The organism is Terracoccus sp. 273MFTsu3.1 (assembly GCF_000383675.1).
In the GTDB taxonomy this organism is placed as follows: Bacteria; Actinomycetota; Actinomycetes; order Actinomycetales; family Dermatophilaceae; genus Terrabacter.
In genome coordinates this window covers 746490-760187 of sequence record NZ_KB911820.1, presented here as the reverse complement: position 1 = coordinate 760187, position 13698 = coordinate 746490, and the positions used below count along the sequence as shown (strand labels likewise).

11 protein-coding genes are annotated in these 13698 nt (G+C 72.6%); 3 read left to right on the top strand and 8 right to left on the bottom strand.

What is annotated here, in order from left to right; genetic code table 11:
- Positions 1 to 29 precede the first annotated feature (29 nt).
- From H283_RS0103485 to H283_RS23925, 3 genes are read right to left on the bottom strand one after another with little or no spacing between them, the layout of a single operon-like run.
- The gene (locus H283_RS0103485) at positions 30 to 302 is read right to left on the bottom strand and encodes a hypothetical protein (RefSeq protein WP_020142131.1); all 273 of its coding nucleotides are present in this window, start codon (positions 300 to 302) and stop codon (positions 30 to 32) included.
- The gene (locus tag H283_RS23930) at positions 299 to 1168 is read right to left on the bottom strand and encodes a DUF4097 family beta strand repeat-containing protein (RefSeq protein ID WP_020142130.1); all 870 of its coding nucleotides are present in this window, start codon (positions 1166 to 1168) and stop codon (positions 299 to 301) included. The genes H283_RS0103485 and H283_RS23930 overlap by 4 nt, the downstream gene beginning before the upstream one ends.
- Before the next feature lie 47 nt (positions 1169 to 1215).
- A complete protein-coding gene (locus H283_RS23925) occupies positions 1216 to 1776 on the bottom strand; it encodes a toxin-antitoxin system HicB family antitoxin (protein ID WP_020142129.1) in 561 nt (186 codons plus the stop codon).
- 106 nt (positions 1777 to 1882) lie between these two features.
- On the opposite strand from H283_RS23925, the gene H283_RS0103470 reads away from it, so the two are divergent.
- The gene (locus H283_RS0103470; RefSeq protein WP_020142128.1) at positions 1883 to 3199 is read left to right on the top strand and encodes an MBL fold metallo-hydrolase; all 1317 of its coding nucleotides are present in this window, start codon (positions 1883 to 1885) and stop codon (positions 3197 to 3199) included.
- Positions 3200 to 3302: 103 nt separating this feature from the next.
- Complete coding sequence (locus H283_RS0103465) at positions 3303 to 4400, top strand: MBL fold metallo-hydrolase (RefSeq protein ID WP_043648322.1); 1098 nt, start codon at positions 3303 to 3305, stop codon at positions 4398 to 4400.
- 27 nt (positions 4401 to 4427) lie between these two features.
- Here H283_RS0103465 and H283_RS23920 read toward each other — a convergent pair whose 3' ends face one another.
- The 4 genes from H283_RS23920 to H283_RS0103445 form a co-directional block, all read right to left on the bottom strand.
- Complete coding sequence (locus H283_RS23920; RefSeq protein ID WP_196805897.1) at positions 4428 to 4931, bottom strand: GtrA family protein; 504 nt, start codon at positions 4929 to 4931, stop codon at positions 4428 to 4430.
- Between the two features lie 14 nt (positions 4932 to 4945).
- Positions 4946 to 7027: a glycosyltransferase family 39 protein gene (locus tag H283_RS0103455; protein WP_020142125.1), complete on the bottom strand. Its 2082-nt coding sequence runs from the start codon at positions 7025 to 7027 to the stop codon at positions 4946 to 4948.
- Positions 7028 to 7111: 84 nt separating this feature from the next.
- Positions 7112 to 8854 carry a cell wall metabolism sensor histidine kinase WalK gene (locus tag H283_RS0103450; protein WP_020142124.1) on the bottom strand — a complete coding sequence of 581 codons (1743 nt, stop codon included), beginning with the start codon at positions 8852 to 8854 and terminating at the stop codon, positions 7112 to 7114.
- Positions 8832 to 9569 carry a response regulator transcription factor gene (locus H283_RS0103445; protein WP_020142123.1) on the bottom strand — a complete coding sequence of 246 codons (738 nt, stop codon included), beginning with the start codon at positions 9567 to 9569 and terminating at the stop codon, positions 8832 to 8834. The genes H283_RS0103450 and H283_RS0103445 overlap by 23 nt, the downstream gene beginning before the upstream one ends.
- A 140-nt stretch (positions 9570 to 9709) precedes the next feature.
- Between H283_RS0103445 and H283_RS0103440 the strand changes: the two genes are divergently transcribed.
- Positions 9710 to 10414: a hypothetical protein gene (locus H283_RS0103440; RefSeq protein ID WP_028785301.1), complete on the top strand. Its 705-nt coding sequence runs from the start codon at positions 9710 to 9712 to the stop codon at positions 10412 to 10414.
- Here H283_RS0103440 and H283_RS26465 read toward each other — a convergent pair whose 3' ends face one another.
- Positions 10415 to 13609 (bottom strand): response regulator, encoded by a 3195-nt coding sequence (locus H283_RS26465; protein WP_020142122.1) that lies wholly within the window; start codon positions 13607 to 13609, stop codon positions 10415 to 10417.
- Between the last annotated feature and the right edge of the window lie 89 nt (positions 13610 to 13698).

Sequence of the window (13698 nt, the reverse complement as noted above, 5' to 3'; positions counted from 1 at the left end):
GTCGACGGGCTCCGTGGGGAGGGATGGGTTCAGCTGTGCCGGTGCGGGGCCCGACGGGGTGCAGCGCTCCAGGGGCGCGGGCTGCCGGCGTGCGGGGCGGGCACGACGCGCAGGTCGGCGCGCCCGGGACGCTCGGACGTGGGGTCGAGCCGCTCGGCGAGGCTGCGCAGCAGGAGCGCGGCCCGGACGTGCCGGCGGGTGCGACCCACCTTGGGGGCGTGGTGGCGGGCGGCGACGCGCTCGACGATGCGGTCGCGGGCGATCGCCTCCTGCGGCGACAGGCTCAGGGTCCCGGTGCTCATGCGAGGCTCACCTGCGCCCGCTTGACCCGGATGTCGCCGCTGCCGGAGTGCACGACGAGACGTGCCTGGGCCTCGGCGTCCCCGGGGCCCGAGGTCTCCTCGAGGTCGATGTCGACGTCGCCGGTGACGGTGTTGAGGTCGAGGTAGGCCGCGACCCCGTGGGCGACGGCGATGGTGACGTCGCCCGTGCCGGTCCTGGCCCGCACCTCGCCGCCGTGCACGCCGTCGAGCTGGACGTCACCCGTGCCGGTCGTCAGCTCGAGGTCGCCGGTGGAGGCGCCGATGTGGAGGTCGCCGGAGCCGGTCTTCGCCTTGACGGCCGCGTCGGAGCGCCGCAGGGAGATGTCCCCGCTGCCCGACGTGAGGTCGAGGCGCCCGCCACCCGTGCCGACGGTGATGTCGCCCGAGCCGGTCTTGGCGTCGAGGTCGCCGCTCGCCGACTGGAGCGCGATGTCGCCGGAGCCGGACTTGAGCCGGGCCGAGCCCACCTCGTGGAAGGTGAGGTCACCGGCGCCGGTGGCGGCGCGGACCTCGCCGAGCAGCCCGGCCGCCGTGATGTCGCCGGCACCGGTCTTGGCATCGACCGTGCTCGACGCGGGCAGCTCGACCTCGACGTCGACCGAGCCCTTGGTGCCGAGGGAGAAGAAGCTGTCGCGCAGCTTCGGCGCCAGGACGGACACGTCGTTGCCGTGGGCCTCGACCGTGAACTTCTCGGCGATCTCGGCGCCGTGCTTGCCGTGCGGGTGCAGGCGGACGGTCGTCGTCGGACCGGTGCCGACGGTCAGCGTCAGGTCGCCGACGAGGAGCTCGGCCTTGAGGGTGATGGGACCCGTCGTGTCGAAGCGGGTCTCGAGGGTGGTGCCCATGGGAAGTCCCCTTTGCTCGGTGGTGGTCGTTGGTCGGTCGGACGGGGTCATCGGACCCAGCCCTGCACGCGCTTGTTGGAGGAGCGGTTGCGGCCGGGGGCGCCGGGCCCGAACTGCGGGCCGGGCGGCATCGGCGGGAAGCCGGGCATCGGCGGGACGCCGCTCCCGGTGGCGGCGCGGACCGCGTTGACGATCCACGTGTTGAGCGACTGGCCGCGGCTGGTCGCGAGCTCCTCGGCCCGGACCTTGAGGGCCTCCGGGAGGCGCAGCGTGATCCGCGACGTCTCGGCGCCCTCGTCCTCGGGTGACACCACCGTGGTGTCAGTGGTGTCGATCGCCTGCGTGTCATCAGCGAGGGCCGACGGGCCGGCTCCGACGACGACGAAGACGGGCTCGCGGCCCTGGAGGCGGACCTCGACGGACGTGCCGTCGAGCTCGTTGGTGATCTCGGCCGCAGCGTGCGAGAGGGCGTCCATGAGAGCCAGCCGTGCTGATGAGTCGAGCGCGAAACCGATCCGCTCGGCGGCCTGCTCGGTCTCCGGACCCATCGCCCTGGCCGCCTGGGCGAGATCCCGACGCAGTGCGTCGACGTACTCGGTGATGTCCATGTGCATCACTATGACACCACTGTGGTGTCATGTCAACACCATGATGACGCAGACTTGAAGCGGGGTACGTTCACCCCACTGCTCACCCCTCGCTGAAAGGTGCCCGATGCGTAGCCTCGGAACCTCCGACCGCCCGTCCGTCCGTGCCGTCTCGCACGCCATCGAGAAGGTCTCGTCACGCAGCCGATCACGCCAGTTCGTGCGGGTCATGCACCGGATGGGCGCCTCGCCCGCGGCGATCCTGCCGTTCGTCCAGGACTCCCCGAACTTCACGAACCGCCGCTTCGAGGGCGAGGAGCCGTCGCTGCGTCCGCGGGTCAAGGCCCAGACGAGCGCCCTGCTCGCGGCCATCCGGGTCAGCGGCCGCGGCCGGCCCACGGGCACCGTGCCGGTGCTCCCCGCGAAGCCGCCCCGGCAGCCGGGCGAGCTCGCCGTCACGTGGTACGGCCACGCCACGAGCGTCCTCGAGATCGACGGCGCCCGCTTCCTCATCGACCCCGTCTTCAGCGAGCGCGTCTCGCCGATCCGGCACTCCGGGCCGAAACGGATGCACCCGGTCCCGGGGTCGATCGCCGACCTGCCCGGCATCGACGCCGTCCTCATCAGCCACGACCACTACGACCACCTCGACCAGCCGTCGATCGTCCGGCTCGAGGAGACGCACCGGCCGCACTACGTCGTGCCCCTCGGCGTCAACGCCCACCTGCTCGCCTGGGGCGTGCCGGAGTCGCGCATCACCGCGCTCGACTGGCGCGGCGAGACCGAGGTCGCCGGGATCCGGCTCACGTGCACCGAGGCGCGGCACAACTCCGGGCGCGGGCTCGTCGACAGCCAGACGCTGTGGGCCGGTTGGGCCCTGCACGGTCCCCGGCACACGGCCTACTTCGCCGGGGACTCGGGCACGTCGAAGCGCTTCGCGGCGATCGGCGCGGACCTCGGCCCCTTCGACGTGACCCTCATGCCGGTCGGGGCCTACGACTCGTTCTGGCCCGACATCCACATGGACCCGGAGCAGGCCCTCGCCGCCCACCGCGACGTCAACCGCATCGGCGACGAGGCCCACGCCCTCACCGAGGACGCAGCCGGCGTGGCCGACGACTTCATCGAGGGCGACCAGCGCATCGACACCCCGGGTGGCACCCACGAGGAGGGCGATCCCACCGAGACGACCCGCACCGTGCAGACGGCCGCGCGCGAGTCCCTCCTCATCCCGATCCACTGGGCCACCTTCAACCTCTCGATGCACTGGTGGGCCGAGCCCGTACGCCGCATCCGCCGGGCCGCGGTCGAGGCGCGGGTCCCCGTCGCCTTCCCTCGCGTCGGCGAGCGCGTCGACCTCACGACCGGTGACGCAGTCAGCGTCGCGGCCGCCCACGCCGAGCCGTGGTGGGAGGAGTGCGCGGCGCCCGAGGACCGTGACTGACGGTCGGGAACTCGGGCGCCCCGTCCGACGCTGGACGAGAATGACGGCAGCCCGCACCCGCGTGGCCGCCCGAGCCGCGAGGCACGACAGGCAGGAGAAGCCCGTGCAGCTCCCGATCCTCCGACGGATGGGTGCGTCGACCGCCGCCCAGCATCAGCGCGCGACCGCGTCGCCGAACTACCGCGACGGCGAGTTCCGCTCCCACGAGCCCACGCACGTCGTCGCGACGTCCGAGGCCGAGGGCCCGGGCAGCATGCTGACGACGATGGTCCGCGAGTTCGGCCGCGGCCGACCGCGGGGCACCGTCCCGCTCGTGACGCCCCGGCACCCCCATGAGCCCGCCGACCTGGCGGTCACGTGGTACGGCCACGCGACGAGCGTCGTCGAGCTCGACGGGCGGCGCTTCCTGCTCGACCCCGTCTTCGGCAGGCGCGCCTCGCCGTCGGTCGTCGCGGGCCCGAAGCGCCTGCACCCGGTCCCGGGCCGCATCGCCGAGATCCCGCACCTCGACGCGGTCGTCATCAGCCACGACCACTACGACCACCTCGACGAGCCGTCGATCCGGCAGCTCGAGCGCACCCACCGCCCGCACTACGTCGTGCCGCTCGGGGTCGACGCCCACCTGCTGGCGTGGGGCGTGCCCATCGGGCGCATCACGAGCCTCGACTGGCGCGAGGAGACCGAGATCGCGGGCATCCGCATCACGTGCTCCGAGGCCCGGCACTTCTCGGGACGCGGGTTCGTGCGCAACCAGACCCTCTGGGCCGCGTGGTCGCTGCGGGGGCCGCGCCACGCCGTCTTCTTCGGAGGCGACTCGGGGCCGACCCACCGCTACGCCGACATCGGTGCCGACCTCGGGCCGTTCGACCTCACGATCATCCCGATCGGCGCCTACAGCGTGCACTGGCCTGACATCCACCTCAACCCCGCCGAGGCGATCGAGGCGCACCTCGACGTCAACAAGGGCGAGACCGACGCGGTCCTGCTGCCCATCCACTGGGCCACCTTCAACCTCGCGACCCACTGGTGGAGCGAGCCGATCCGCTGGGCGCGACGGGCAGCCGCTGAACATGGCGTGCGCATGGTCGCCCCGCGCGTCGGGACGCGGATCCAGCTGAGCGACAACGACGTCGACGAGGTCGTCGCCGCGCACCAGGACCCCTGGTGGGAGTCGTGCGCCGCCCCCGAGGACCACGACTAGGAGCCCGCGCGTCCCGACGGACCGCCGTCAGTGCTCGCCCGGCGGGCTCTCGAGCACACCACTGCTCGCGTATGCCGGGTCGTGGCGGTCCGTCGGGCCGGCCGGTGTGCGGAAGATCCACCGGCGCATCGCCACGAACCGCAGCGCCGTCGACAGGACGTTGGCCACGGCGACGACGAGGGTCTGGACGAGCGTCCCCGCGGACGGTGCGAGCGCGCCGAGCACCGCGAGCGCGACGGTCGTGGCGGCATACGTGATCGCGAAGATGACGAGAGCCTGACCGTGGTGCGTCACGAGGTTGCGGCGCCCCGACACCCCGAAGGTCCAGGCCCGGTTGAGGCCGGTGTTGACGACCGTGGCGATGACGAGGGCAACGCCGTTGGCCAGCTGGGACGGGGCACCGCCCCGCACCAGGGCCGCAAAGAGGCCGAGGTGCAGGGCGGTGGAGACGACTCCGACGCCGGCGAAGCGGATGACCTGCTGCGAGAGGCGGGCTCGGGACACCGGCGCGGAGTCCGACGTGCTCGTCACCGTCGTCACCGTCGTCACTGGAGGGGCTGGGTCAGGTCGTAGAACGTCGAGCCGTCGATCGTGACCGGGGTGAAGTTCGCCTGCACCCACGAGCTGATCTCCGACGAGGCGCTGCTGCCACCGTTCTGGTTGCCGAATCCCCTTGCGCCACCGGCGAAGTAGTGGATCTGGCCGTTCGCGACGTACTGCTGGAACTGCGCGAGCGTCGGGCTCGGGTCGGAGCCGTTGAATCCTCCGATCGCCATCACGGGCAGCTGCGTGCCGAGCTGCAGACCGGCCGCCGTCTGGGATCCGACGGCTGCGGCGACCCACGTGTAGCTTCCGGCATCGGCCGAGAGGGCCGCGACGACTGCCGTGCTCGGCGTCGAGGCGTCGAGCAGACCGCCCATGCCGCCACCGGCCCCACCCGTCTGCGGACCGCCCTGCGTCGTGCCGTTGGCGCCCTGCTGGGTCGTGCCGGTCTGGCCGGGCAGCTGCGGCGGCGTGCCGCCCGGGCCGCCGGCACCACCGGGGCCGCGGCTGGAGCCGGCGGGTCCGGCGGGTCCGGCGGTCACGATGGACCCGCTGTGGCCCTGGGCCGTGGTCGACACGGCATACGCACCCGGGCCGGCGAGGCCCGCGACGAGGGCCGCGGCAAGCACGAACGGGACGGCGCGGGCGTGCATCCAGCGGGTCGCGAGGATGAGCAGGGCGGCGGCCATGCCGACCGCGAGGACCGAGATGCGCAGCCAGTCGCCGTAGGCCGTCGTCCGTGACAGCAGGATGAAGCTCCACGTCGCGGCGGCCGCGGTCGCCGCCGCGAGGGCGATCGTGCCGACCGCGCTCGAACGGCGCTGCCAGGCCTCGACCGCACCCATGCCGACGACCGCACCGATCGCGGGGGCCAGCGCCACCGTGTAGTACTCGTGGAAGATGCCGGCCATGAAGGAGAAGACGAGCATCGTGACGACGAGCCAGCCTCCCCAGACGAGGTAGGCGGCGCGGCGCAGGTCGGTGCGCGGGCGACGGCCGCGCAGCCAGAGGCCGGCGGCGAGCAGGATCAGCGCGCTCGGGATGAGCCACGAGACCTGGTCGCCGACACTCGAGGAGAACATCCGGAAGAGGCCCGTCGAGCCCCACATGCCTCCACCTGCGGTCGCTCCGCCACCGCCGACCGAGCCGGTCTCGTCACCGCTGAGGCGACCGAGGCCGTTGTAGCCGAAGGTCAGCTCGAGGAACGAGTTGGTCTGGCTACCACCGATGTAGGGACGGGCCGAGGCCGGCACGAGCTCGACGATCGCGACCCACCAGCCGGCCGAGAGGACCATGGTGCCGACGGCGAGCAGCGAGTGGACGATCCGCTTGCGCAGCGTCGTCGGGGCCGCGACGAGGTAAGCGAGCCCGAAGAAGGGCACGACGAGCAGGACCTGGAGGGTCTTGGTGAGGAAGCCGAGGCCGACGAAGACGCCGACGATCATCATCCACTTCGGCGAAGCCTGCTCGATCGCCTTGATCGTGGCCCAGGCGCCGAGCGCCATGAGGAGCGTCAGGAGCGCGTCGGGGTTGTTGAAGGTGAACATCAACGCCGCGACGGGCGTCAACGCGAGGACGACACCGGCGATGAGTCCGGCCGCCGCGCCGAAGTGGCGCTTGACCGTCGCGTAGACGACGCCGACCGTCGCGACACCCATGAGCGCCTGCGGCAGCAGGATCGCGAAGGAGCTGAGACCGAGGAGCCGCACCGAGAGGGCCATCACCCACAGGGAGGCCGGCGGCTTGTCGACGGTGATCGAGCTCGCGGCGTCGGAGCTGCCGAAGAAGAATGCCTTCCAGCTGTCGCTGCCCGCCTGGACGGCCGCGGAGTAGAAGGAGTTCGCGTAGCCGCTCGCCGTCAGGTTCCACGTGTAGAGCACGAGCGTGACGAGCAGCAGGCCGAGGAGCGCGGGGCGCGCCCACGACGGGTCGGCGTCGGCTCCGCGCCAGAGGCGCTGGAGCCGGCCGGGACGACCCGCACGGCTGGCGGGCTGCGTGGTCTGGGGGCGGGCGTCCGCCGGCCCGACGGGCGCCGGCGCGGTGCTGCCCGCGGGGCCCGTGGTGGTGAGGGTCATCGTGTCCATGTCCCTACCGTCGAACCCGGGACTGTGCGGTTGCTATGTCCCGACTTTGGTGCGGGCATGAGCTCCGGGCGACGCCGTGGCGCGTCAGGTGGCGGCGGGGAGGAGCAGGCTGAAGGTCGTGTCGCCGGGTCGGCTGTCGAGCTCGACACGACCGCCGTGCGCCTTGCTGACCGCAGCGACGATCGAGAGACCCAGACCAGTGCTGCCCCCGTCCCGCACACGCGCGTCATCGCCACGGGCGAAGCGCTCGAACACGTTGGGCTGCAGGGCATCCGGCACACCCGGGCCGTCGTCGTGGACGGCGACCCGCACCCACTCACCCTCGGGGCGCACCGACGTCGTGACGCGCGTGCCGTCCGGGGTGTGCGTCCGCGCGTTGGCGAGGAGGTTGGCCACGACCTGGTGCAGACGTGCACCGTCACCCGTCACCTCGACGGGCTCGGGCGGCAGGTCGAGCTCCCAGCGGTGGCTGGGCGAGGCCGCGTGCGCGTCGCTCACGGCGTTGATGACGAGCATCGACATGTCGACCGGGGCCTGCTCGAGAGGACGGCCGGCGTCGAGACGCGCGAGCAGGAGCAGGTCCTCTACGAGCGAGCCCATCCGGTCGGCCTCCGACTCGATGCGGCCCATCGCGTGGGTCACCGTCGGCGGGACGGGGTCGGGCTCGCGACGCGACAGCTCGGCGTAGCCCTTGATCGAGGCGAGCGGCGTGCGCAGCTCGTGCGAGGCGTCGGCGACGAACTGCCGCACCCGCTGCTCGCTCTGGTGGCGGGCGTTGAGCGCCTCGTCGACGTGGTCGAGCATCTCGTTGAAGGCGGCGCCCACCTGCCCCACCTCGGTGCGGGTGTCGGTGTCGGCGGGGTCGACCCGCTCGGCGAGCGCGACCTTGCCCGAGTCGAGCGGGGTCTGGGAGACCTTCGTCGCCGTCGCGGCCAGTCGACGGAGCGGTTCGAGGTTGCGTCGCACGAGCCACGTCCCGATGAGGGCCACGAGGATGAGGCCGGCTGCGACGGTGCTGATCGCGAGGACCACCATCTGCTGGACGGTGCGCTGCTGCTGCGCCATCGGCAGTCCGACCACGAGGACACCCGGCGACGCGTCAGGCGACGTCGGGAGGCTCCCCCTCGGCCGGAGCGTCTGGTACGTCGCGATGACGCGGTAGGTCCCGAGGTTCCCACCGAGGTCGATGTCCGTGGCGTTGGGACCGAGCCCCGCCCCGGCAAGGAGCTGCAGCTGCGACGCCGTGAGGTTGGTCGGCTGCTTGTCCAGTGACGTCGCCTTCCCGACGTCCGTCGGGAACAGGCTCGTCGGTTTCGTGGGGAGGAAGGCGTTGAGCCCCTCGTCGCCCGGGCCTCCGAAGCGCCGTTCGTCGTCCCCGCTCACGCTGAAGTCGGGGAGGGGCCCCCCGCTCAGGATGCGCGAGAACGACTCGTGGAGCTGGTCGTCGACCTGCCCGGTCAGCTGGCGGTCGAGGGCGACGACCGTGAAGGCCCCGGTCGCGAGACTGAGGACGGTGAAGAGCGCCAGCATCGAGGCGACGAGCTTGGCGCGCAGCGTCCAGGCCGACCACGGACGCACCTGGTCACGGGCGTCGGCGAGCCGCCGGCCCAGCGGCACCCGGGCATCGGCGTCCTCGTCCACGCCGGCCCCGGGACGCGGCGTGTCTGCGGCGGGTGCCTGGACGGCATACGTCATCGGGTCGTCGCTCTCGTCACGGAAGCCGACACCCTCGGGGAAGATGTCGGGCGCACCTGCGCCGTCGTCGTCGGGCAGGTCCGCGCGGCTCGGCAGCTCGGTGCCCGCCTCAGGCGGCCGGCTTGAGGACATACCCAGCTCCTCGCATGGTGTGGATCATCGGCTCGCGACCCGCGTCGATCTTCTTGCGCAGGTAGGAGATGTAGAGCTCGACGACGTTGGCCTGGCCGCCGAAGTCGTAGTTCCACACGCGGTCGAGGATCTGCGCCTTCGAGAGGACCCGCTTGGGGTTGCGCATGAGGTAGCGCAGCAGCTCGAACTCCGTTGCGGTCAGGTGGATCTCCTCGCTGCCGCGCATCACCTCGTGGCTGTCCTCGTCGAGGGTGAGGTCACCGACGACGAGCACCGAGTCGGACGCCGACACGGCGATGGTCGTGCGGCGCATGAGGGCACGGACGCGTGCGACGACCTCCTCGAGCGAGAACGGCTTCGTGACGTAGTCGTCGCCACCCGCGGTGAGACCCGAGACGCGGTCCTCGACGGCGTCCTTCGCGGTGAGGAAGAGGACGGGCACGTTGCTGTTGTCGGCACGCATGCGTCGCAGCACCTCGAGGCCGTCGAAGTCGGGGAGCATCATGTCGAGCACGACGGCGTCGGGGTCGAACTCGCGGGCCGCGCGCACGGCCTCCATGCCGGTGCCGGCGGCGCGCACCTCCCAGCCCTCGTAGCGCAGGGCCATGCCGAGCAGCTCGGTGAGGTTGGCCTCGTCGTCGACGACGAGCACCCGCACCGGGGAGCCGTCGAGTCGCTGGAGTCGCGCCGCTGCGGGCTTGGTCTTCTCGCTCATGTCATCCAGTGAAACCCCTGGGCCTGTGCTGTGACCAGTACCTTCCTGTGCGAATCCTGTGGGATGACTGTCCCGAAGTCCCAGCGGCTCGATGGCTGCGCCACAGCACCCGCACAGGCAGCCGCCCGACCGTTGGCCCCATGAGCAACGAGTCCACGCCACAGGTCCCGGCGTCGCAGCCGACGCCCGCGCTGCCGCAGTTCGACCCGAACGCGCCGGCCGCCCACCCCGCCGACGACACCCAGCAGCTCCCGTCGGCGACGACGACCGAGATGCCGGTGACGCCACCGGCCACGCCGTACGCGTATGCCGTGTCGCCGGGGACCGCGGCCCCCCTCGCCGGTCCCGACGTGCCGCTCTCACCCACCGGCCTGCCGGTCCGCGAGAGGGCGGTCCGCGAGAAGCCGGCCGGCGTGGCGGCGACCGGTGACGGGCCCCGGTGGAACGCGAAGAAGACGGCGGTGACCGCCGGGCTCGCGCTCGTGCTGACGTCTGCGGGTGCCATCGGTGCCGCGGCCGCCATGCCCGCCGGGTCGACGGGTGGTGACACGGGCTTCCGCGGTCCGGGCGGTGGCCGCGGCTTCCAGTTCCCGGGGGGCCAGCAGGGCCTGACGAACCAGAACCCCAACCAGCAGGGCACGACCCCGCAGCAGCTGCCCAACCTCCAGAACGGCGTGCCGGGTGGCGGACTGGGCGGCATCGACCCGAACCAGCTGGGCCAGCTCGACCCCCAGGACCTGCTCCAGCAGCTCGGTCAGGGCATCGACCCGTTCTCCGACCAGGACCCGAGCCAGGACCCGGGCCAGGACGACTCGAGCTCGTCCGGCAGCACCACGACGACCTGATCAGCCACGCAGCGCTGCCGCGTACTCCTCGAGCGCCCTCGCCGCCCGGTCGACCTCGTCCTCGACCCGGGCGACGAGGGCTTCGTCGGCCAGGCGTCCCTCGGCCCCGAGGTCCTCGACCTGCTGGCACAGGCCGGCGAGGACCGAGGCCCCGAGGTTGGAAGCGGTTCCCTTGAGCCCGTGGGCGATCCGGCCCTGCGTCTGGGCATCGCCCTCGGCGCGCGCGTCGACGAGGTCGGAGAGCCGCTGGCGGGCACCCGAGCCGAAGCGGTCGATGAAGCGCAGCAGCATCGAAGGGTCGCCGGGCTCGAGGTCGCGCAGCTCGTCGAGACGGCCCAGGTCGAGCACGTCCGAGCCGCCCGCTGTCGCGGCAGCCGCCAGGGGGCGCGGGCGTGGCGCGGGTCCCGAGCCGGTCCAGCGCTGGAGGGTCGAGGCGAGCAGCGCGACGTCGATGGGCTTGGTCAGGAAGTCGTCCATGCCCGCCTGCAGGCACCGCTCCCGCTCGCCGGCGATGGCCGAGGCGGTCATCGCGATGACCGGGAGCCGGTGGCCCGGCTCCTCCTGGGCCCGGATCGCCCGCGTCGCCTCGTAGCCGTCCATCTGGGGCATCTGGCAGTCCATGAGGACGGCGACGACGTCGTCTCCGCGTGCGGCGTGGGCGGCGACGCCCTCGACACCGTTGCGGGCCAGCACGACGGCGTAGCCGAGGCTCTCGAGGACGCCCTGCGCCACGAGCTGGTTGACCTCGTTGTCCTCGACGACGAGCACCGTGCCGAGGTGCGCGTCAGGGCCAGGCGGCGCGACGACGGACCTGGCCGCCAGCGGCTCGGGCACGAGGTGTCGACCGGCGACATCGGCCATCGCGTCGAAGAGCGAGGACGGCATGACGGGCGCCGCGAGGGTCGCGTCGACGCCGGCCTCCTTGAGCGTGGCCACGTCGGGAGGCGGGACGTGCGCGCAGACGAGCACGACGCGTACGCCCGCGAAGCGTTCGTCGGAACGGATCATCCGCGCGACCTGGAGCCCACCGGCGCCCGAGCCCGGGTCGTCGAGCACGACGACGTCGAGCGGGGTGCCCCCTCGGTGAGCCCGGTCGAGCTGGACGAGGCCGTCGACGCCGGAGCCGGCCGACGTGACCGACATCGACCACGCGGAGAGCTGCTCCTCGACACGGACGCGGTGGGGGACGTTGGAGCCGACGACGAGGGCCCGGAGCCCCGACACGGCGGCGGCCTGGGTCTCGGAGCGGCCGACGCTGCGGGCCGAGGCCGGCTCGAACGCCGCCGTGAACCAGAACGTGCTGCCCTCTCCCGGCTCGCTCTCGACGCCGATCTCGCCGCCGAACGCCGTGACGATCTGCCGGCTGATGGCCAGGCCCAGCCCGGTGCCGCCGTACTCACGGGTCGTCGACGAGTCGCCCTGGGAGAAGGACTCGAAGAGCCGGGACCGCACCTCGGGCGCGATGCCCGCCCCGGTGTCGGTGACCTCGACCCGCAGCACCGGTCCGGCGTCGGTCACGTGGTCGAGCGTGAGGTGGATGACGACGCTGCCGGAGTCGGTGAACTTCACGGCGTTGGTCGTGAGGTTCGCGACGACCTGCCCGAAGCGCACCGGGTCGCCCGAGACCATGAACGGCACGTCCGGACCGTGGGTCACCGAGAGGTCGAGCGACTTGGCCCGGGCCCGCTCGGCGAGCAGGGCGACGCCGCGCTCGAGCACCGCGGCCGGGTCGAAGTCGACGGACTCCAGCTCGAGCCGGCCGGCCTCGATCTTGGACAGGTCGAGGATGTCGTTGACGAGCTCGAGCAGCACGTGGCCCGCCTGGTCGATGCCGTCCGAGAGCCGCCGCTGGTGCGGGGTCAGCTCGGTGCGTCCGAGCAGCTCGCTCAGGCCGATGACGCCGTTGAGCGGGGTGCGGATCTCGTGGCTCATCGTCGCGAGGAACTCCGACTTGGCCCGGGAGGCCTCCATGGCGGCGTCGCGGGCCGCGGCGAGGTGCTCGGCGGTCCACTCGCGGTCGGCGACCCGGGCGAAGAGCGCGGTGATCTGGGTGATCGTCACGGCGTCGGACTCGACCGGCGGTGCCGCGCTGCGCATGTCGAGCACGACGACGGCGGCGACCCGGCCCTCGTGGACGATCGGCACGGCGACGATCGTCGAGCCCTCCGGCGACGGTTCGGCCACGACGGCCAGGCTCTCGGCGGCACGGGCCGCGAAGTCGAGGCCGACCTCGACCGGCAGCCGGCTCGACTCGGTCCCCTCAGGGGGCAGGATCGCCTCGCCGAGGGTGCCCTCGGCGTCGACGACGGTCCCGAGCACCGGGCGCCACGTCGTGTGGCGGGCGACCTCGGCGAGCACCGCGGGCAACGCCTCGTCCAGCGTCGCGGACTCGTTGGCGGCGGTCGCCATCGCCGTGACGAGGCCGAGCGCCTGCTCGGCGTCCTTCTTCTCCGTGATGTCCTGGGTCGTGCCGCCCATCCGGATCGCGCGTCCCTCGGGATCGCGCGTGACGAGCCCCCGACCGCGGATCCAGGCGATGTCGCCGGTCGTGCGGACGACGCGGGCGTCGAACTCGAACGAGTCCGTGGCGACGAGCGCCGCGCCGACGACCTCGGACACGTGGGCCCGGTCGTCGGCATGGATGCGGGACAGGAAGCCCTCGTAGGTGGGGGTGAGGTCGGTGCGGTCCAGCCCGTAGATGCGGTAGAGCTCGTCGGACCACGACACCCGGTCGGCGGCGACGTCCCACTCCCAGCTGCCGATCTTGGCGATCGACTGCGCCTCGGCGAGCTGGTCGAGCAGCTTGCGCTGGGCGCTGTGCTCGCTGACCCGGTGCATCCAGCCACGCCGCACGCCCGAGTCGTCGAGGAGGGGGGTGTGCGACACGAGCGCCCAGAAGCGGTTGCCGTGGGCGTCGAGGAGGCTGCACTCGATGTTGTCGCCGGGCTCGCCCTGGGCGGCGAGCTCTGCCAGGTGGTGGCGGAACTGCTCCTTGCCGACGTCGTCGACGGCGTCGAAGACCGAGAAGCCGATCATGTCGTCGGGGTCGCGACCGAGCAGCTCGGCCATCCGGGCGTTCGCGAAGATCGTGCGCCCCTCGCCGTCGAAGACCCACAGCCCGTCCGGCGAGGCGGCGACCATCCAGCGGAAGAGGTCGTCCCCCGCCTCCTCGCGACCGCCCGCAATGCCCGACATGTCCCGATCCTCGCGCATGTCGGGCCGTGGCGCCCGGATGGCGCGCTCTTTTCGGCGTGGGAGGGCGGGCGCACCGCAGGTGAGCCTCG

What these genes read in the sequence shown, in the direction of transcription:
- H283_RS0103485 (WP_020142131.1), bottom strand. Translation starts at nt 302, where the DNA reads ATGAGCACCGGGACCCTGAGCCTGTCGCCGCAGGAGGCGATCGCCCGC.
- H283_RS23930 (WP_020142130.1), bottom strand. Translation starts at nt 1,168, where the DNA reads ATGGGCACCACCCTCGAGACCCGCTTCGACACGACGGGTCCCATCACC.
- H283_RS23925 (WP_020142129.1), bottom strand. Translation starts at nt 1,776, where the DNA reads ATGGACATCACCGAGTACGTCGACGCACTGCGTCGGGATCTCGCCCAG.
- H283_RS0103470 (WP_020142128.1), top strand. Translation starts at nt 1,883, where the DNA reads ATGCGTAGCCTCGGAACCTCCGACCGCCCGTCCGTCCGTGCCGTCTCG.
- H283_RS0103455 (WP_020142125.1), bottom strand. Translation starts at nt 7,027, where the DNA reads ATGGACACGATGACCCTCACCACCACGGGCCCCGCGGGCAGCACCGCG.
- H283_RS0103450 (WP_020142124.1), bottom strand. Translation starts at nt 8,854, where the DNA reads ATGTCCTCAAGCCGGCCGCCTGAGGCGGGCACCGAGCTGCCGAGCCGC.
- H283_RS0103445 (WP_020142123.1), bottom strand. Translation starts at nt 9,569, where the DNA reads ATGAGCGAGAAGACCAAGCCCGCAGCGGCGCGACTCCAGCGACTCGAC.
- H283_RS0103440 (WP_028785301.1), top strand. Translation starts at nt 9,710, where the DNA reads ATGAGCAACGAGTCCACGCCACAGGTCCCGGCGTCGCAGCCGACGCCC.
- H283_RS26465 (WP_020142122.1), bottom strand. Translation starts at nt 13,609, where the DNA reads ATGTCGGGCATTGCGGGCGGTCGCGAGGAGGCGGGGGACGACCTCTTC.